We start from the raw sequence: 18,251 nt of genomic DNA, 5'->3' as shown, positions 1-18,251 counted from the left end.
TATACCCCAACCCCCCCATAACCCCACAAAGTCCCCCGCCCCCGCCGCGCCGGGGGCCCCGGGCCCCCCCCGCCCCCCCCCCCCCCGGGCCGGGGGCCGGGGGGGCCCCCCCCCCCGCCCCCCCGCTGCGTTGTCGGCGGCAGCCGATAGCCTGCACAAACAGGTGAGCGAAAAGGGAGGGCACGGTGCGCGTTCTGGGGGTGGATCCCGGACTGACCCGCTGCGGCGTCGGTGTCGTCGAGGGGGTCGCCGGACGGCCGCTGACCATGCTCGGGGTCGGTGTGGTGCGGACCCCCGCCGACGCCGACATCGGGCTCCGGCTCGTCGGCATCGAGCGCGGCATAGAGGAGTGGATCGAGCGCTTCCAGCCCGAACTCGTCGCCGTGGAGCGGGTGTTCAGCCAGCACAACGTGAGCACGGTGATGGGCACCGCCCAGGCCAGCGCCATCGCCATGCTCTGCGCCGCCCGCCGCGGCCTGCCCGTCGCCCTGCACACGCCCAGCGAGGTCAAGGCCGCCGTCACCGGCAGCGGGCGGGCCGACAAGGCCCAGGTCGGCGCCATGGTCACCCGGCTGCTGCGGCTCTCCGCCCCGCCCAAGCCGGCCGACGCCGCCGACGCCCTCGCCCTCGCCATCTGCCACATCTGGCGCGCCCCCGCCCAGAACCGCCTCCAGCAGGCCGTCGCCCTGCACGCCTCGAAAGGCCGTACCCGATGATCGCCTTCGTCAGCGGCCCGGTCGCCGCCCTCGCCCCCACGACCGCGGTCGTGGAGGTCGGCGGCGTCGGCATGGCCGTCCAGTGCACCCCCGACACCCTCGCCGGGCTGCGCCTCGGCGAGCACGCGCGGCTGGCCACCTCCCTGGTCGTCCGCGAGGACTCGCTGACCCTGTACGGCTTCGCCGACGACGACGAGCGGCAGGTCTTCGAGCTGCTCCAGACCGCCAGCGGGGTCGGCCCCCGGCTCGCCCAGGCCATGCTCGGCACGCTCCGCCCCGACGCGCTGCGGCTCGCCTTCTCCACCGGCGACGAGAAGGCCCTGACGGCCGTCCCCGGCATCGGCAAGAAGGGCGCCCAGAAACTCCTCCTCGAACTGAAGGACAAGCTCGGCTCCCCGCTCGGCGGCAGCGGCCTCGTCGGCCAGCAGCGCGCCGTCGCCGCCGGCCCCGCCCCCTGGACCGAGCAGCTCTCCGCCGCCCTCGTCGGCCTCGGCTACGCGAGCCGCGACGCCGAGGAGGCCGTGGCCGCCGTGACCCCGCAGGCCGAGGCCGCACTCGCCGAGACCGGCTCCGCGCCCGTCCCGCAGCTGCTGCGCGCCGCCCTGCAGACCCTCAACCGCGCCCGCTGACCTCCCCCGTACGAAGAGAAGGCCCCATCACCGTGAACTGGGACGACGAGACCGCGCCCGCCGCCGAGGAGCGCATCGTCGACGCCTCCGCCGAGGGCGACGACCAGGCCGTCGAGGCCGCGCTGCGGCCGAAGGACCTCAGCGAGTTCGTCGGCCAGGAGAAGGTCCGCCAGCAGCTCGACCTCGTCCTGCGGGCCGCCCGCCAGCGCGGTGCCACCGCCGACCACGTGCTCCTCTCCGGCGCCCCCGGCCTCGGCAAGACCACCCTGTCCATGATCATCGCGGCGGAGATGAACGCGCCGATCAGGATCACCAGCGGCCCCGCCATCCAGCACGCCGGCGACCTCGCGGCCATCCTGTCCTCGCTCCAGGAGGGCGAGATCCTCTTCCTCGACGAGATCCACCGGATGTCCCGGCCCGCCGAGGAGATGCTCTACATGGCGATGGAGGACTTCCGCGTCGACGTCATCGTCGGCAAGGGCCCCGGCGCCACCGCCATCCCCCTGGAGCTGCCGCCGTTCACCCTGGTCGGGGCCACGACCAGGGCCGGACTGCTGCCGCCGCCGCTGCGCGACCGCTTCGGCTTCACCGCCCACATGGAGTTCTACGAGCCGCACGAGCTGGAGCGTGTGGTGCACCGCTCCGCCGGCCTCCTCGACGTCGAGATCGACACCGCGGGAGCCGCCGAGATCGCCGGCCGCTCCCGCGGCACCCCCCGCATCGCCAACCGGCTGCTCCGCCGCGTCCGGGACTACGCGCAGGTCAGGGCCGACGGCGTGATCACCCGCGAGATCGCCGCCGCCGCCCTCGGGGTGTACGAGGTGGACAGCCGAGGCCTCGACCGCCTCGACCGCGCGGTCCTGGGGGCCCTGCTGAAGCTCTTCGGCGGCGGCCCGGTCGGCCTGTCCACCCTCGCGGTGGCCGTGGGCGAGGAGCGCGAGACCGTCGAGGAGGTCGCCGAGCCCTTCCTCGTACGTGAGGGACTCCTCGCGCGCACGCCCCGTGGCCGGGTCGCCACCCCCGCCGCCTGGCACCACCTCGGAATGGTTCCGCCGCAGGCAGGCGGCACGGGGCCCGCAGGAAGCGGACAACAGGGGCTCTTCGGGGCGTGACGGCGCGGAGACTCGCCCGTATGGGAACCGGGGTGCGATGCTGGGCGTTGTTCCATCGATGCGGACTCGCCTAGACTCCGCCGGTGCCGCTCCTTATGGTCGGCGCACCCACCCCCGAATCAGGCCGCGACATCTACCGCGGCCTTGCGAAGGAAATTCCGTCCCGTGAATAACATCGGCATGCTCCTCCCGTTCATCGTGCTCATCGGGGCCATGTTCCTCATGACCCGTTCTGCCAAGAAGAAGCAGGCGCAGGCGGCGGAGATGCGCAACCAGATCCAGCCCGGCACCGGCGTCCGCACGATCGGGGGGATGTACGCCACCGTCAAGGAGGTCGGCGAAGAGACCGTCCTCCTGGAGGTCGCTCCCGGCGTCCACGCGGTCTACGCGAAGAACTCCATCGGCGCCGTCATGGAGGACTCCGAGTACAACCGGATCGTCCACGGCGACGAGCCCGGCGAGGTCGTCCCCGACGACGCCTCCTCGCTGACCGAGGCCGCCGAGGAGACGACCGAGGACGTCAAGGCCGACCTCACCAAGAAGTCGGACGCCGCCGAGGCTGACAAGGACGGCAAGACCGACGGCGGGACCGAGGCGAAGTAGCTTCGCCGCCACAGCCGCGCGTCAGCCCCGTCCGGGCGCGCGCGGCTGTGGCGACGGTCTCACGTCTGCGGGGGCAGGTCCCCACCACACACTTCGTGGCCGCTTCGCGCCTCATCCGCGCGGGGCGGTTTGGACAGGGAGAAACGACAGGTGGCAGCACCGAAGAAGGGCCGAAGGCCGGCGGGGGGACAGAGCCGGCCGGGCCGCGCCCTGGCACTCATTCTGATCGCCATGGTCGCACTCACCGGCGGCATGTTCTGGTCGGGGCACACCATCCCCCGCCTGGGCATCGACCTCGCCGGCGGTACGTCGATCACGCTCAAGGCGAAGGCGGAGCCCGGACAGGAGTCCGCCGTCAACGAGACCAACATGAACACCGCGGTCGGCATCATCGAGCGCCGTGTCAACGGTCTGGGTGTCTCGGAGGCGGAGGTCCAGACGCAGGGCCGCGAGAACATCATCGTCAACATCCCCAAGGGGACGAACGAGAAGCAGGCCCGCGAGCAGGTCGGCACCACCGCCCAGCTGTACTTCCGGCCGGTCCTGGCCGTCGCCGCCGCCGAGCAGCCGGCGCCCGACAAGAGCGCCACGGGCTCGCCCACGCCGACGCCCACGGCTTCCGGCGCCACCGCCGGCAAGGGCAAGACGGACAAGTCGAGCAGCCCGACCGCGACCGCGACCTCGTCGCCGTCCACCCAGGGCCGCGCCGTCACCGAGGCGCTGAAGGCCCCGAGCCCGACGCCGACCGCCACGTCGTCCACGACGCCGAAGTCGACGGAGAGCCCGAAGGCCGACACCCCGGCCGACCCGGCGACCGCCGCCCTCCAGCAGAAGTTCGCCACGCTGAACTGCCTCGACCCGAAGCAGCGCACGGCCGTCGGTGACGGCGTCAAGCCGACCGACACCGCCGTCGCCTGTGGCCAGAACGGCGCCGGGCAGTGGGAGAAGTACATCCTCGGCCCGGCCGAGGTGGACGGCAAGGACGTCGACGACGCCAAGGGCGTCTTCGACCAGCAGCGCGGCATGTGGATCGTCACCATGGACTTCACGAGCGGTGGCGCGAAGAAGTTCCAGAAGATCACCGGCAAGCTCTCGCAGCAGCAGGCGCCGCAGAACCAGTTCGCCATCGTCCTCGACGGCGAGGTCGTCTCGGCCCCGTCCGTCAACCAGACGCTGAGCGCCAGCGCCGAGATCTCCGGCAGCTTCAACCAGCAGTCCGCCCAGGACCTCGGCAACATCCTGTCCTACGGCGCCCTGCCCCTGACGTTCGACACGCAGAGCGTGGACACCGTCACCGCCGCCCTCGGCGGCGAGCAGCTCAAGGCGGGCCTGATCGCCGGCGCCATCGGCCTCGGCCTGGTCATCATCTACCTGGTCGTGTACTACCGCGGCCTGTCGATGATCGCCATCCTCAGCCTCGGCGCCTCGGCCCTGCTCACCTACGTGATCATGGCCCTGCTCGGCCCGGCCATCGGCTTCGCGCTGAACCTGCCGGCGGTCTGCGGCGCCATCGTGGCCATCGGCATCACAGCGGACTCGTTCATCGTGTACTTCGAACGCATCCGCGACGAGATCCGCGAGGGCCGCACCATGCGCCCGGCCGTCGAGCGCGCCTGGCCGCGCGCCCGCCGCACCATCCTGGTCTCCGACTTCGTGTCGTTCCTCGCCGCCGCGGTGCTCTTCGTCGTCACCGTCGGCAAGGTCCAGGGCTTCGCGTTCACGCTCGGTCTGACCACCCTGCTCGACGTCGTCGTGGTGTTCCTCTTCACCAAGCCGGTGATGACGCTCCTCGCGCGCACCAAGTTCTTCGGCAACGGGCACAAGCTGTCCGGTCTCGACCCGAAGAGCCTCGGCGTCCAGCCGCCGCTGCGACGCACCCGTCGCCAGCCCGTTTCCGCCGCCGCAGGCCCTGCCGACACGAAGGAGGCGTGAGATGTCGAAGCTCGGAGATCTCGGCGCCCGGCTCCACCGAGGTGAGGTCGGCTACGACTTCATCGGCAACCGCAGGATCTGGTACGGCCTGTCGATCCTGATCACCATCACGGCGATCGTCGCCCTCGCGGTGCGCGGCGTCAACATGGGCATCGAGTTCCAGGGCGGCGCCGTCTTCACGACCCCGAAGACGACCGTCTCGGTCACCCAGGCCCAGGATTACGCGGAAGAGGCCTCCGGCCACGACGCGATCGTCCAGGAGCTCGGCAGCGGCGCGCTGCGCATCCAGGTCGGCGGTCTCGACACGGAGCAGTCCGACAAGGTGCGCGCGCAGCTCGCCAAGGAGCTGAACGTCCCCGAGGAGAAGATCGCGGCCGAGCTCGTCGGCCCGAGCTGGGGTGAGCAGATCGCCGCGAAGGCCTGGACCGGCCTCGGGGTGTTCATGATCCTGGTGGTGATCTACCTCGCCATCGCCTTCGAGTGGAGAATGGCGGTCGCGGCGCTCATCGCGCTGATCCACGACCTCACGATCACCGTCGGCATCTACTCGCTGGTGGGCTTCGAGGTCACGGTCGGCACGGTCATCGGTCTGCTGACGATCCTCGGATATTCGCTCTACGACACCGTCGTCGTCTTCGACTCGTTGAAGGAACAGACGAAGGGCATCACCAAGCAGACCCGCTGGACCTACAGCGAGATCGCCAACCGCTCGATCAACGGCACCCTGGTCCGTTCGATCAACACCACGGTCGTCGCCCTGCTGCCCGTCGCCGGCCTGCTCTTCATCGGCGGCGGCGTCCTCGGCGCCGGCATGCTGAACGACATCTCGCTGTCGCTCTTCGTCGGTCTCGCCGCCGGCGCGTACTCCTCGATCTTCATCGCCACCCCGCTCGTCGCCGACCTCAAGGAGCGCGAGCCGGCGATGAAGGCCCTGACGAAGCGCATCCTGGCCAAGCGGGCCGCCGCTGCCGCCAAGGGCGAGTCCCCCGACGAGGACAACGGCCTCGCCGAGGCCGCCGTCGTCGGCCAGGGCCGCCGAGGCCGCTCGGAGAACCACGGATGACCGCCGGCGCCCAGGACACCGTGCAGCTGCTTCTCAGCCGCATCCGTGACGTCCCCGACTATCCGAAGCCGGGGGTGCTGTTCAAGGACATCACCCCGCTGCTCGCGGACCCGGAGGCGTTCCGCGCGCTGACCGACGAGCTCGCCGCGCTGTGCGCGGCGCACGGCGCCACGAAGATCGTCGGCCTGGAGGCCCGCGGCTTCATCCTGGCCGCCCCGGTCGCCGTCCGCGCCGGTCTCGGCTTCATCCCGGTCCGCAAGGCGGGGAAGCTGCCCGGGGCCACCCTGCGGCAGGCGTACGAGCTGGAGTACGGCACCGCCGAGATCGAGGTGCACGCCGAGGACCTGGCCCCGGGCGACCGGGTGATGGTCATCGACGACGTCCTCGCCACCGGCGGCACCGCCGAGGCCTCCATCGAGCTCATCCGGCGCGCCGGGGCCGAGGTCGCCGGCGTCGCCGTCCTGATGGAGCTGGGCTTCCTGCCCGGCCGGGCCCGCCTGGAGCCGGCCCTGTCGGGCGCACCGCTCACCGCGCTCATCACCGTCTGAGCGCGTCCGCCGGACCTCCGGGTCCGGCGGACGCGGGACGACACGGGGGCGGCCCGGGGAATTCCCCGGGCCGCCCCCGTCGTTTTCCGGACACCCACCGCGACCGGATCCCTCGGAGGCGGGCCGGACGTCCATCCCGCGGGCGCGTGAGCACCGCCGCTGCCAGGTCGATACGATGGCCTTTCCGGGCCTGACCGGGGGACCCGGAGACGTCCCCGGATTCCGTCCGGGGGTAGCCCCAGAGGAGCGCTCTTGCCAGACGAGGCCCAGCCACTCTCCGCCGCGCAGCCCGAGCAGCAGGCCGACCAGGCCGCGCCGGGTACCGCCGCGCACCAGAACAAGCCCGCGGAGATCCGGCCCGCGGCCCCGGCACCGGCCCCCGCTGTCCGGCCCACCCCCGCGGCCCCGAGCCGCTCGGGCGGCTCGTCCAGCCGCGTCCGCGCCCGTCTCGCCCGGCTGGGCGTCCAGCGCTCCTCCCCGTACAACCCGGTCCTCGAACCGCTGCTGCGGATCGTCCGCTCCAACGACCCGAAGATCGAAACGGCGACATTGCGCCAGATCGAGCGGGCCTACCAGGTCGCCGAGCGCTGGCACCGCGGCCAGAAGCGCAAGAGCGGCGACCCGTACATCACCCACCCGCTCGCCGTCACCACCATCCTCGCCGAGCTCGGCATGGACCCGGCGACGCTGATGGCCGGGCTGCTGCACGACACCGTCGAGGACACCGAGTACGGCCTGGACACCCTGCGCCGCGACTTCGGCGACCAGGTCGCCCTGCTCGTCGACGGCGTCACCAAGCTGGACAAGGTCAAGTTCGGCGAGGCGGCCCAGGCCGAGACCGTCCGCAAGATGGTCGTCGCCATGGCCAAGGACCCGCGCGTCCTGGTCATCAAGCTCGCCGACCGCCTGCACAACATGCGCACGATGCGCTACCTCAAGCGGGAGAAGCAGGAGAAGAAGGCCCGCGAGACCCTGGAGATCTACGCCCCGCTGGCGCACCGGCTGGGCATGAACACCATCAAGTGGGAGCTGGAGGACCTCGCCTTCGCGATCCTCTACCCCAAGATGTACGACGAGATCGTCCGGCTCGTCGCCGAGCGCGCCCCCAAGCGGGACGAGTACCTGGCCATAGTGACCGACGAGGTCCAGGCCGACCTGCGCGCCGCCCGCATCAAGGCCACCGTCACCGGCAGACCCAAGCACTACTACAGCGTCTACCAGAAGATGATCGTCCGAGGCCGTGACTTCGCGGAGATCTACGACCTGGTCGGCATCCGCGTCCTCGTGGACACCGTCCGCGACTGCTACGCGGCCCTCGGCACCGTCCACGCGCGATGGAACCCGGTCCCCGGCCGGTTCAAGGACTACATCGCGATGCCGAAGTTCAACATGTACCAGTCGCTCCACACGACGGTCATCGGGCCCAACGGCAAGCCCGTCGAGCTGCAGATCCGCACCTTCGACATGCACCGGCGCGCCGAGTACGGCATCGCCGCGCACTGGAAGTACAAGCAGGAGGCCGTCGCCGGCGCCTCCAAGGTCCGCGCCGACGTGCCGAAGAAGGCCGGCAAGGACGACCACCTCAACGACATGGCCTGGCTGCGCCAGCTCCTCGACTGGCAGAAGGAGACCGAGGACCCCTCGGAGTTCCTGGAGTCGCTGCGCTTCGACCTCTCGCGCAACGAGGTCTTCGTCTTCACCCCCAAGGGCGACGTCATCGCGCTGCCCGCGGGCGCCACCCCGGTCGACTTCTCGTACGCGGTCCACACCGAGGTGGGGCACCGCACGATAGGGGCCCGGGTCAACGGGCGGCTGGTGCCGCTGGAGTCGACCCTGGACAACGGCGACCTGGTCGAGGTCTTCACCTCCAAGGCGGCGGGCGCGGGCCCGTCCCGGGACTGGCTGGGCTTCGTCAAGTCCCCGCGCGCCCGGAACAAGATCCGCGCCTGGTTCTCCAAGGAGCGCCGCGACGAGGCCATCGAGCAGGGCAAGGACGCCATCGCGCGGGCCATGCGCAAGCAGAACCTGCCGATCCAGCGGATCCTCACCGGCGACTCGCTCGTCACCCTCGCCCACGAGCTGCGCTACAGCGACATCTCCTCGCTGTACGCGGCGATCGGCGAGGGCCACGTCACGGCCCAGTCCATCGTGCAGAAGCTGGTCCAGGCGCTCGGCGGCGAGGAGGCGGCCACCGAGGACATCGAGGAGGCGGCACCCCCGGCCCGCGGGCGCTCCAAGCGCCGCTCGAACGCCGACCCCGGTGTCGTCGTCAAGGGCGTCGAGGACGTCTGGGTCAAGCTGGCCCGCTGCTGCACCCCCGTGCCCGGCGACCCGATCATCGGCTTCGTCACCCGGGGCAGCGGCGTCTCCGTGCACCGCAGCGACTGCGTCAACGTCGACTCGCTGTCCCGGGAGCCCGAGCGGATCCTGGAGGTCGAGTGGGCCCCCACCCAGTCCTCGGTCTTCCTGGTCGCCATCCAGGTCGAGGCGCTGGACCGCTCCCGGCTGCTCTCGGACGTCACGCGCGTCCTGTCGGACCAGCACGTCAACATCCTGTCCGCGGCCGTCCAGACCTCCCGTGACCGGGTGGCCACCTCGCGCTTCACCTTCGAGATGGGCGACCCCAAGCACCTCGGACACGTCCTGAAGGCCGTACGCGGCGTCGAGGGCGTCTACGACGTGTACCGGGTCACCAGCGCCCGGCGCCCCTGAGCGGGGCTCCCGTACGCACGAGGAAGGGCCCCCGGCACCAGCCGGGGGCCCTTCCTCGTACCGCACGTCACACGGGCGTCAGCCGCCGAACTCCTGCAGGCCCTTCAGGGCCTGGTCGAGCAGGGCCTGACGGCCCTCGAGCTCGCGGGCGAGCTTGTCGGCCTTGGCGTCGTTCCCGGCGGCGCGGGCCGTGTCGATCTGCTTCTGCAGCTTGTCGACGGCGTCCTGGAGCTGGCCGGTCAGACCCGCGGCGCGGGCCCGCGCCTCCGGGTTGGTGCGGCGCCACTCGGTCTCCTCGGCCTCGCCGATCGCCCGCTCCACCGCGTGCATCCGGCCCTCGACCTTCGGGCGGGCGTCGCGCGGGACGTGGCCGATGGCCTCCCAGCGCTCGTTGAGGGAGCGGAAGGCCGCGCGGGCCGCCTTCAGGTCCGACACCGGCACCAGGCGCTCGGCCTCGGCCGCGAGCTCCTCCTTGAGCTTGAGGTTCTCGGTCTGCTCCGCGTCCCGCTCGGCGAAGACCTCGCCACGGGCGGCGAAGAAGACGTCCTGGGCGCCGCGGAAGCGGTTCCACAGCTCGTCCTCGTGCTCGCGCTGGGCGCGGCCCGCCGCCTTCCAGTCCGCCATGAGCTCGCGGTAGCGGGCGGCGGTGGTGCCCCAGTCGGTCGAGTTCGACAGCGCCTCGGCCTCGGCGACCAGCTTCTCCTTGGCCTTGCGGGCGTCCTCACGCTGCGCGTCGAGCGCCGCGAAGTGGGCCTTGCGGCGCTTGGAGAAGGCCGAGCGGGCGTGCGAGAAGCGGTGCCACAGCTCGTCGTCCGACTTGCGGTCGAGGCGCGGCAGGCCCTTCCAGGTGTCCACGAGCGCCCGCAGCCGCTCGCCGGCGGCCCGCCACTGCTCGCTCTGGGCCAGCTCCTCGGCCTCGGTGACCAGGGTCTCCTTGGCGGAGCGCGCCTCGTCGGCCTGCTTGGCCTTCTGGACCTTGCGCTCCTCGCGGCGGGACTCGACCGCCTCGGTCAGCTTGTCGAGCCGGGCCGACAGCGCGGCCAGGTCGCCCACCGCGTGGTGCTCCCGGACCTGCTCGCGGATGTGCTCGATCGCCGTCTGAGCGTCCTTCGCGGAGAGGTCGGTGGTCCTCACGCGCTTCTCGAGGAGGCCGATCTCGACCACCAGGCCCTCGTACTTGCGCTCGAAGTAGGCCAGGGCCTCCTCAGGGGTGCCGGCCTGCCACGATCCGACGACCTGCTCGCCCTCGGCCGTACGCACGTACACGGTGCCCGTCTCGTCGACGCGGCCCCACGGGTCGCTGCTCACAGCGCCTCCTCACCATGATGCCGTCACGGGGGCCCCGCCCCCTGGCATCGTCCACGGATTCCCGGCGGGTCTTGGCCCGCCCTCCACAGCCCGGCCGACGGCCGGCGCTGCACAACGCCAATCTAGGCGAACGGCGGCCCGGCTGTCCGCACTCAGCACGACCGAAATTCAACGGTCACACGCGCGCGGGCCCCGCCGGGCCGCCCCGGCGTCACTTCTTGGTGACGGCCGCCTTCTCGATGGTCACGCCCTTCTGCGGGGCGCCGTCGCCGGCGCCGCCCTGGACGCCGGCCTTCGCCACGTCCTCGACGACCTTCAGGCCGTCCGCGTCGAAGGTGCCGAAGGGGGTGTAGTTCGGGGGCAGCTTGGTGTCCTTGTAGACGAGGAAGAACTGGCTGCCGCCGGTGTTCGCCCCCGCGTTCGCCATGGCGACCGTGCCCTTCGGGTACGTGACGGAGCCGTCCGCGCCCGCCTTGCCGAGGCCGGTCAGGTTCTCGTCCGGGATGACGTAGCCGGGGCCGCCGGTGCCGTCGCCCTTCGGGTCGCCGCACTGGAGCACGAAGATGCCCGAGGTGGTGAGGCGGTGGCACTTGGTCCCGTCGAAGTACTTCTTGTCGGCGAGGTGCTTGAAGGAGTTCACGGTGTGCGGGGCCTTGGCCGCGTCCATCGTGATCGTGATGTCGCCCTGGTTGGTCTTCAGGGCCATCGTGTACGAGGCCTTCTTGTCGATGGACATCGCGGGCTCGGGCTGCGAGGACTTGCTCTGCTCCGGGCTCGGCGTGTTCGTCGGCTCGGTGGCCGCGTTGTCCGACTTCTTGTCGTCGCCGGTCAGCGCCACCGAGAGGTACACCGCACCGCCCGCGGCGAGCACGACCGCGAGCGAGGCGGCGATGACGCTGATCCGGCGCGACTTGCGCCGAGCGTCCGCGCGCCGCTGCTGCTGACGCTGGTACTTGTCCCTGGCGAGCTGCCGCCGCCGCTGATCGCTGGTGACCACCGGGTCCGCTCCTTGTCGATCGTCTGTTCAGTCCTGGCCGGATGTGCCCGTACCGTATACGGGTTGGCTGTGGAATACGCAGCGCCGGTAGGCTCTGACCCGCTGCATTCCGTTTCGCCGCAGCCATCTGCCGGACGACAAATAAGGACGATCGTGCTGATTGCCGGGTTCCCCGCCGGGGCCTGGGGCACCAACTGTTACGTGGTCGCCCCCGCCGCAGGCGAGGAGTGCGTCATCATCGACCCGGGCCACCAGGCCGCCCAGGGTGTCGAGGAGACGCTGAAGAAGCATCGGCTCAAGCCCGTCGCCGTGGTCCTCACCCACGGCCACATCGACCACGTCGCCTCCGTCGTCCCGGTCTGCGGCGCCCATGACGTCCCCGCCTGGATCCACCCGGCCGACCGCTACATGATGAGCGACCCGGAGAAGGCCCTCGGCCGCTCCATCGGGATGCCCCTCATGGGCGAACTGACCGTGGGCGAGCCGGACGACGTGCACGAGCTCACCGACGGCGCCGAGCTGAGCCTCGCCGGACTGACGCTCTCCGTCGCGCACGCCCCCGGTCATACCAAGGGGTCGGTGACCTTCCGGACCCCCGAGAGCACGGAGATCCCCTCCGTGTTCTTCTCCGGGGACCTGCTGTTCGCCGGCTCCATCGGACGCACCGACCTGCCCGGCGGTGACATGGACGAGATGCTCGGATCGCTGGCCCGCGTGTGCCTGCCGCTCGACAACTCGACCGTGGTCCTGTCGGGGCACGGTCCCCAGACGACCATCGGCCAAGAGCGCGCCACCAACCCCTATCTGCGGCAGGTGGCGGCCGGCCTCGGGAGCCAGGACGCTCCCCGACGAGGAATGTGACGAGATCCACGTGAGCACCTTCAAGGCCCCCAAGGGCACGTACGACCTGATCCCGCCCTACTCGGCGAAGTACCTCGCCGTCCGCGAGGCCATCTCCGCGCCCCTGCGCACGGCCGGCTACGGCTACGTCGAGACCCCCGGCTTCGAGGACGTCAACCTCTTCGCGCGCGGCGTCGGCGAGTCCACCGACATCGTCACCAAGGAGATGTACGCCTTCGAGACCAAGGGCGGCGACAAGCTCGCGCTGCGCCCCGAAGGCACCGCCTCCGTGCTGCGCGCGGCCCTGGAGGCCAGCCTGCACAAGCAGGGCAACCTCCCGGTCAAGCTCTGGTACTCGGGCTCGTACTACCGCTACGAGCGCCCGCAGAAGGGCCGCTACCGCCACTTCTCGCAGGTCGGCGCCGAGGCGATCGGTGCCGAGGACCCGGCGCTCGACGCCGAGCTGATCATCCTGGCCGACCAGGCCTACCGCTCGCTCGGCCTGCGCGACTTCCGCATCCTGCTGAACTCGCTCGGCGACCAGGAGTGCCGCCCCGTCTACCGCGAGGCGCTCCAGTCCTTCCTGCGCGGCCTCGACCTGGACGAGGAGACCCTGCGCCGCGCCGAGATCAACCCCCTGCGGGTCCTCGACGACAAGCGGGCCGACGTCCAGAAGCAGCTCGTCGACGCCCCGCTGCTGCGCGACTACCTGTGCGACGCCTGCACGGCGTACCACGAGGAGGTCCGCGCGCTGATCACCGCGGCCGGCGTGGTCTTCGAGGACGACCCCAAGCTGGTCCGGGGCCTCGACTACTACACCCGCACCACCTTCGAGTTCGTCCACGACGGCCTCGGCTCGCAGTCCGCCGTCGGCGGCGGCGGGCGCTACGACGGCCTGTCCGAGATGATCGGCGGCCCCGCGCTGCCCTCCGTCGGCTGGGCGCTCGGCGTGGACCGCACCGTCCTCGCACTGGAGGCCGAGGGCGTGGAGCTCGACCTCCCCGCCGCCACCAGCGTCTTCGCGGTCGCCCTCGGCGAGGAGGCCCGCCGGATCCTGTTCGGCAAGGTCACCGAGCTGCGCAAGGCCGGGATCGCCGCCGACTTCGCCTTCGGCGGCAAGGGCCTCAAGGGCGCCATGAAGGACGCCAACCGCTCCGGCGCCCGCCTCGCGGTCGTCGCCGGCGAGCGGGACCTGGCCGAGGGCGTGGTCCAGCTCAAGGACATGGAGTCCGGCGAGCAGGGCCCGGTCGCCCTGGACGCCCTGGTCGACGCGGTGAGGGCCAAGCTGGCCTGACCGCGCCCCGTACGGGTCAGGGGCCCGGTCCGCCACGTGCGGACCGGGCCCCTCCGCATGCCCGGGGGCGTCCGGGGGCGTCCGGGCTGTCCCGGAGCCGTGCTTACGGCCCTCGGACACGGCCCGTGACACCCTGTGCGGCACAATGGCCGTGCCCCCGGTCGGCCGAACGCGCCCAGCGCACGAGTAGAGCGAAGCGAGCAGAGCGACATGACCAAAGCAGCGGCAGCGAACGAGACCGCCGTGCGGGAGGACCCCCGCGCCGTCGGCGCCGGCCGCGCCTTCGCCTGGCTCCTGGTGATCACCGGCGCGGCCGGACTGCTCGCCGCGTGGGTCATCACGATCGACAAGATCAAGCTGCTGGAAGACCCGAACTTCACCCCCGGGTGCAGCCTCAACCCGATCGTCTCCTGCGGCAACATCATGAAGAGCGAGCAGGCCTCGGTCTTCGGCTTCCCCAACCCGATGCTCGGCCTCGTCACGTACGGCATGGTGATCGCGATCGCCGTGGGCCTGCTGGCCGGCGCCCGCTACCGGCGCTGGTACTGGCTCGGCCTCAACGCCGGCATGCTCTTCGGCGTCGGCTTCTGCACCTGGCTGATGTACCAGTCGCTGTACGAGATCAACTCGCTGTGCCTGTGGTGCTGCCTGGCCTGGGTCGCCACCATCGTCATGTTCTGGTACACCACCTCGCACAACGTGCGGCACGGCGTGATCCGCGCCCCCGGCGGGCTGCGCACCTTCTTCGACGAGTTCACCTGGGTGCTGCCGGTGCTGCACATCGGGATCATCGGGATGCTGATCCTGACCCGCTGGTGGGACTTCTGGACCAGCTGACGGCACCCGCGCTGTCAGTGCGGTGACCTAGGCTTCATGACCGTGGAGCCCGACCTCTTTACCGCAGCCGCCGAAGAACGCCAGGAGAACGACCCGTCCAGCAGCCCGCTGGCCGTCCGGATGCGCCCGCGCACCCTCGACGAGGTGGTGGGCCAGCGGCACCTGCTCAAGCCCGGCTCGCCGCTGCGCCGCCTGGTCGGCGGCGACGGCGGCCCCGCCGGGGCCTCCTCGGTGATCCTCTGGGGCCCGCCCGGCATCGGCAAGACGACCCTGGCGTACGTGGTCTCCAAGGCCACCGACAAGCGGTTCGTGGAGCTCTCCGCGATCACCGCCGGCGTCAAGGAGGTCCGCGCGGTCATCGACGGCGCCCGCCGCGCGGTGGGTGGCTACGGCAAGGAGACCGTCCTCTTCCTCGACGAGATCCACCGCTTCTCCAAGGCCCAGCAGGACTCCCTGCTGCCCGCCGTGGAGAACCGCTGGGTGACCCTGATCGCGGCCACCACGGAGAACCCCTACTTCTCGGTGATCTCCCCGCTGCTCTCCCGCTCGCTGCTGCTCACCCTGGAGCCGCTCACCGACGAGGACCTCAGCGGGCTGATGCGCCGGGCGCTGACGGAGGAGCGCGGGCTCGGCGGGGCCGTGACGCTGCCCGGGGACGCCGAGGCGCACCTGCTGCGGATCGCCGGCGGCGACGCCCGGCGCGCCCTGACCGCCCTGGAGGCGGCGGCGGGCGCGGCCCTCGCCAAGGGCGAGGCGGAGATCACCCTGGAGACGGTCGAGGAGACCGTCGACCGGGCCGCCGTGACCTACGACCGGGACGGCGACCAGCACTACGACGTGGCCAGCGCGCTCATCAAGTCGATCCGGGGCTCGGACGTGGACGCGGCGCTGCACTACCTGGCCCGGATGATCGAGGCGGGGGAGGACCCGAGGTTCATCGCCCGGCGCCTGATGATCTCGGCGAGCGAGGACATCGGGCTGGCCGATCCGAACGCGCTGCCGCTCGCCGTGGCCGCCGCCCAGGCCGTCGCGATGATCGGCTTTCCGGAGGCGGCGCTGACCCTGAGCCACGCCACGATCGCCCTGGCGCTCGCCCCGAAGTCGAACGCGGCGACGAACGCGATCTTCGCCGCCCGGGCCGACGTCCGCGAGGGGCTCGCGGGCCCGGTCCCGGCCCATCTGAGGGACGGGCACTACAAGGGCGCGGCCAAGCTGGGCCACGCCCAGGGGTACGTGTATCCGCACGACGTGCCGGGCGCGATCGCGGCCCAGCAGTACGCCCCGGACCCGGTGCACGGCAAGCGGTACTACGAGCCGACCCGTTACGGGGCGGAGGCGCGCTACGCGGATGTGGTGAACATGGTGCGGGGGCGGCTGAGGGGCGAGGGCGGCTGAGGGCTCCTACGCTCGGACCATGATCCGTGCGGTGCGCGTCCTCGGCGGCCTCGGGGCCCTGTTGCTGGCCGGTGCGGGGCTCGCGGGCTGCGGCGCCGGCGCGGTCCGGCCGGCTCCGAGCCCGGTTCCGGTGGCGGGCACGCCCGGCTTCCCGCCCCCGGCGGCCGAGGCGCGGCGGCTGCTCGCGGGGCTGCGGGTGGCGTGGGGCGAGCACGGGGACACGTACGAGCGGGCGAGGTTCGGCGAGACCTGGTCCGACGACACCGACGCCCCCGGCGGGCGCAACGGCTGCGACACCCGTGACGACGTGCTGCGGCGGGACCTGGGCGAGCTGCGCACGGGGGACCGCGATCCGTGTCTGGTGGTGTCGGGGGTGCTGGACGATCCGTACACGGGCGAGCGGCTGCCGTACTCGTACCGCAGGGCCTCGCGGATCCAGACGGACCACGTGGTCGCGCTCGCGGCGGCCTGGCGGGCGGGCGCCTGGGCGTGGACGGACGCGCGGCGGCTCGCGTACGCCAACGACCTGGACGTGCTGCTGGCCACCGGCAAGGAGACCAATTACGAGAAGAGCGCGAAGACGCCCGACCGGTGGCGGCCTCCGCGCCGGGCGTACTGGTGCGAGTACGGCCGGCGGTGGACCGGGATCAAGGCGAGGTACGGCCTGTCGGTCTCGCCGCCGGAGAAGCGGGCGCTGGAGGAGCTGCTGGGGACCTGTCCGTGAGGGGGCCGGACGGGGTCAGGAGCGGGCGGCCTCGAAGAGCCGGTGCATCTCGCGGCGCAGCCCGGTGACGTCGCGGACCGGCTGGGGGAAGTCGAAGCGGGCGTCGAAGCAGGACTCGGGTCCGGCGCTGAAGCGGACCCGCAGACCGAAGCGGTCGAGGGCGAGCGGGGCCACGTCCCGGGTGGGGACCAGGCCGGCGGCGTGGGTGCCGAGCAGCGCGGTCAGCTCGCGCAGCCGGTCGTCGTGGGCGGCGTGCAGGTGCTGGAGGAGTTCGGTCTCGTGGATCCGCAGCGGGTCGGGGACGGCCGCCGCGAACTCCTCGGGGTCCACCTCGCCGGTGCCCCACAGGTCGTCGACGCTGGCCGCCCCGGGCTCCAGGCGGAGCATCATCCGGCCGGGCTCGGCGATCCCGGGCACACAGGTGAGCCAGCCGGAGATCCAGGCCCGCCCCCGGATGCGGTGGGGGACGGAGACGGGGGCCACGTCGGTGAGCTCCAGCACCACCGGCAGTTCGTCGTCCTGGGCGTGGGTCGCGGCCCGCACGGGCGGCGCGTCCGCGGGGAAGAGCAGGAACACCTCGCCCTCCGGGCCGACCGCGCGGGCCTCGGGGGAGAGCAGCTCGGGGCGGAGGCCGGCGGCCCCCGGAATCAGCAGCACCGCGGAGCATGTACTCTGTACGAGAGTTCGTGTGCGCTCGGCTGCTGACGGCATCCGTGCGAGATCAAGCCCGTTTGGACGCGGCTGACCATGAGCTGATCGGACCTCCGTCGCATCGATGCCCTCCACGGCTTCCGTGGTGGAAACTGCATCGGTCTTTGTGCTGCCGTCCGTGATGCGTGTGGTGTTCCCCGGGCGAGACATGCGATCTCCTTAAGTAAGGTGAGCCTAACCTAACCTACAACGGAGGTCTGGAGAACGTGCCTAACCAGTCGCGTCCCAAGGTCAAGAAGTCCCGTGCGCTCGGTATCGCGCTGACGCCGAAGGCCGTCAAGTACTTCGAGGCCCGCCCCTACCCGCCGGGCGAGCACGGCCGTGGCCGCAAGCAGAACTCGGACTACAAGGTCCGTCTGCTCGAGAAGCAGCGTCTGCGCGCCCAGTACGACATCAGCGAGCGCCAGATGGCCCGCGCCTACGACCGCGCGAAGAAGGCCGAGGGCAAGACGGGCGAGGCGCTGGTCGTCGAGCTCGAGCGTCGCCTCGACGCCCTGGTCCTGCGTTCGGGCATCGCCCGCACCATCTACCAGGCCCGTCAGATGGTCGTCCACGGCCACATCCAGGTCAACGGCACCAAGGTCGACAAGCCGTCGTTCCGCGTCCGTCCCGACGACGTCGTGATGGTCCGCGAGCGCAGCCGCACCAAGCCGCTGTTCGAGGTCGCCCGTGAGGGTGGCTTCGCCGCCGACGGTGAGACCCCGCGCTACCTGCAGGTCAACCTGAAGGCCCTGGCCTTCCGCCTCGACCGCGACCCGAACCGCAAGGAAATCCCGGTCATCTGCGACGAGCAGCTGGTCGTCGAGTACTACGCCCGCTGATTCCGGCAC

The 18,251-nt window shown here is 71.6% G+C and carries 17 protein-coding genes; 14 read left to right on the top strand and 3 right to left on the bottom strand.

Going from position 1 to position 18,251, the window contains the following annotated elements; all coding sequences use genetic code 11:
* The first annotated feature begins 185 nt into the window (after window positions 1-185).
* The 8 genes from ruvC (at window position 186) to ACZ6J5_RS30615 (ending at window position 9,315) form a co-directional block, all read left to right on the top strand.
* On the top strand, window positions 186-716 hold the full coding sequence (gene ruvC / locus ACZ6J5_RS30650) for a crossover junction endodeoxyribonuclease RuvC (RefSeq protein ID WP_469396890.1): 531 nt from the start codon (window positions 186-188) through the stop codon (window positions 714-716).
* A complete protein-coding gene (gene ruvA / locus ACZ6J5_RS30645; protein WP_469396888.1) occupies window positions 713-1,345 on the top strand; it encodes a Holliday junction branch migration protein RuvA in 633 nt (210 codons plus the stop codon). Before ruvC ends, ruvA begins: the two co-directional genes overlap by 4 nt.
* Before the next feature lie 32 nt (window positions 1,346-1,377).
* Complete coding sequence (gene ruvB, locus ACZ6J5_RS30640) at window positions 1,378-2,457, top strand: Holliday junction branch migration DNA helicase RuvB (protein ID WP_469396887.1); 1,080 nt, start codon at window positions 1,378-1,380, stop codon at window positions 2,455-2,457.
* Between the two features lie 180 nt (window positions 2,458-2,637).
* Complete coding sequence (yajC, locus tag ACZ6J5_RS30635) at window positions 2,638-3,060, top strand: preprotein translocase subunit YajC (RefSeq protein WP_469396903.1); 423 nt, start codon at window positions 2,638-2,640, stop codon at window positions 3,058-3,060.
* Between the two features lie 150 nt (window positions 3,061-3,210).
* Window positions 3,211-4,992 carry a protein translocase subunit SecD gene (gene secD, locus ACZ6J5_RS30630; RefSeq protein WP_469396885.1) on the top strand — a complete coding sequence of 594 codons (1,782 nt, stop codon included), beginning with the start codon at window positions 3,211-3,213 and terminating at the stop codon, window positions 4,990-4,992.
* 1 nt (window position 4,993) lies between these two features.
* Complete coding sequence (gene secF, locus ACZ6J5_RS30625; protein WP_469396883.1) at window positions 4,994-6,055, top strand: protein translocase subunit SecF; 1,062 nt, start codon at window positions 4,994-4,996, stop codon at window positions 6,053-6,055.
* Complete coding sequence (locus ACZ6J5_RS30620; RefSeq protein WP_469396881.1) at window positions 6,052-6,603, top strand: adenine phosphoribosyltransferase; 552 nt, start codon at window positions 6,052-6,054, stop codon at window positions 6,601-6,603. The genes secF and ACZ6J5_RS30620 overlap by 4 nt, the downstream gene beginning before the upstream one ends.
* A 252-nt stretch (window positions 6,604-6,855) precedes the next feature.
* Complete coding sequence (locus ACZ6J5_RS30615; protein ID WP_469396879.1) at window positions 6,856-9,315, top strand: RelA/SpoT family protein; 2,460 nt, start codon at window positions 6,856-6,858, stop codon at window positions 9,313-9,315.
* Window positions 9,316-9,393: 78 nt separating this feature from the next.
* Here the strand turns inward: ACZ6J5_RS30615 and ACZ6J5_RS30610 are convergent, their stop codons facing one another.
* Together ACZ6J5_RS30610 and ACZ6J5_RS30605 are read right to left on the bottom strand one after the other, a co-directional pair.
* Window positions 9,394-10,623, bottom strand: a complete 1,230-nt coding sequence (locus ACZ6J5_RS30610) for a DUF349 domain-containing protein (RefSeq protein ID WP_469396877.1) — start codon at window positions 10,621-10,623, stop codon at window positions 9,394-9,396.
* A 211-nt stretch (window positions 10,624-10,834) separates the two neighbouring features.
* Entirely contained in the window at window positions 10,835-11,620 is a 786-nt protein-coding gene (locus ACZ6J5_RS30605) for a peptidylprolyl isomerase (RefSeq protein WP_469396875.1), read from the bottom strand.
* A gap of 153 nt (window positions 11,621-11,773) precedes the next feature.
* On the opposite strand from ACZ6J5_RS30605, the gene ACZ6J5_RS30600 reads away from it, so the two are divergent.
* The 5 genes from ACZ6J5_RS30600 to ACZ6J5_RS30580 all read left to right on the top strand — a co-directional run bounded on the left by ACZ6J5_RS30600 (window position 11,774) and on the right by ACZ6J5_RS30580 (window position 16,710).
* Entirely contained in the window at window positions 11,774-12,481 is a 708-nt protein-coding gene (locus ACZ6J5_RS30600; RefSeq protein WP_469396873.1) for an MBL fold metallo-hydrolase, read from the top strand.
* Window positions 12,482-12,491: 10 nt separating this feature from the next.
* A complete protein-coding gene (hisS, locus tag ACZ6J5_RS30595) occupies window positions 12,492-13,754 on the top strand; it encodes a histidine--tRNA ligase (RefSeq protein WP_469396872.1) in 1,263 nt (420 codons plus the stop codon).
* 210 nt (window positions 13,755-13,964) lie between these two features.
* Window positions 13,965-14,591 carry a vitamin K epoxide reductase family protein gene (locus ACZ6J5_RS30590; RefSeq protein ID WP_469396870.1) on the top strand — a complete coding sequence of 209 codons (627 nt, stop codon included), beginning with the start codon at window positions 13,965-13,967 and terminating at the stop codon, window positions 14,589-14,591.
* 42 nt (window positions 14,592-14,633) lie between these two features.
* Window positions 14,634-15,986 (top strand): replication-associated recombination protein A, encoded by a 1,353-nt coding sequence (locus tag ACZ6J5_RS30585; protein ID WP_469396902.1) that lies wholly within the window; start codon window positions 14,634-14,636, stop codon window positions 15,984-15,986.
* A gap of 19 nt (window positions 15,987-16,005) precedes the next feature.
* On the top strand, window positions 16,006-16,710 hold the full coding sequence (locus tag ACZ6J5_RS30580) for a GmrSD restriction endonuclease domain-containing protein (protein ID WP_469396869.1): 705 nt from the start codon (window positions 16,006-16,008) through the stop codon (window positions 16,708-16,710).
* A 15-nt stretch (window positions 16,711-16,725) separates the two neighbouring features.
* On the opposite strand, the gene ACZ6J5_RS30575 is transcribed toward ACZ6J5_RS30580, so the two are convergent.
* Entirely contained in the window at window positions 16,726-17,421 is a 696-nt protein-coding gene (locus ACZ6J5_RS30575; protein ID WP_469396867.1) for a DUF2470 domain-containing protein, read from the bottom strand.
* A 206-nt stretch (window positions 17,422-17,627) separates the two neighbouring features.
* On the opposite strand from ACZ6J5_RS30575, the gene rpsD reads away from it, so the two are divergent.
* Complete coding sequence (rpsD, locus tag ACZ6J5_RS30570) at window positions 17,628-18,242, top strand: 30S ribosomal protein S4 (protein WP_046907488.1); 615 nt, start codon at window positions 17,628-17,630, stop codon at window positions 18,240-18,242.
* Window positions 18,243-18,251 lie beyond the last annotated feature (9 nt).

Source organism: Streptomyces sp. NPDC042100, from assembly GCF_055582325.1.
This window is presented reverse-complemented; position numbering and strand designations above follow the sequence as displayed.

What these genes read in the sequence shown, in the direction of transcription:
- ACZ6J5_RS30620 (WP_469396881.1), top strand. Translation starts at nt 6,052, where the DNA reads ATGACCGCCGGCGCCCAGGACACCGTGCAGCTGCTTCTCAGCCGCATC.
- secF (WP_469396883.1), top strand. Translation starts at nt 4,994, where the DNA reads ATGTCGAAGCTCGGAGATCTCGGCGCCCGGCTCCACCGAGGTGAGGTC.
- yajC (WP_469396903.1), top strand. Translation starts at nt 2,638, where the DNA reads ATGCTCCTCCCGTTCATCGTGCTCATCGGGGCCATGTTCCTCATGACC.
- ACZ6J5_RS30580 (WP_469396869.1), top strand. Translation starts at nt 16,006, where the DNA reads ATGATCCGTGCGGTGCGCGTCCTCGGCGGCCTCGGGGCCCTGTTGCTG.
- ACZ6J5_RS30575 (WP_469396867.1), bottom strand. Translation starts at nt 17,421, where the DNA reads ATGCCGTCAGCAGCCGAGCGCACACGAACTCTCGTACAGAGTACATGC.
- ACZ6J5_RS30590 (WP_469396870.1), top strand. Translation starts at nt 13,965, where the DNA reads ATGACCAAAGCAGCGGCAGCGAACGAGACCGCCGTGCGGGAGGACCCC.
- ruvA (WP_469396888.1), top strand. Translation starts at nt 713, where the DNA reads ATGATCGCCTTCGTCAGCGGCCCGGTCGCCGCCCTCGCCCCCACGACC.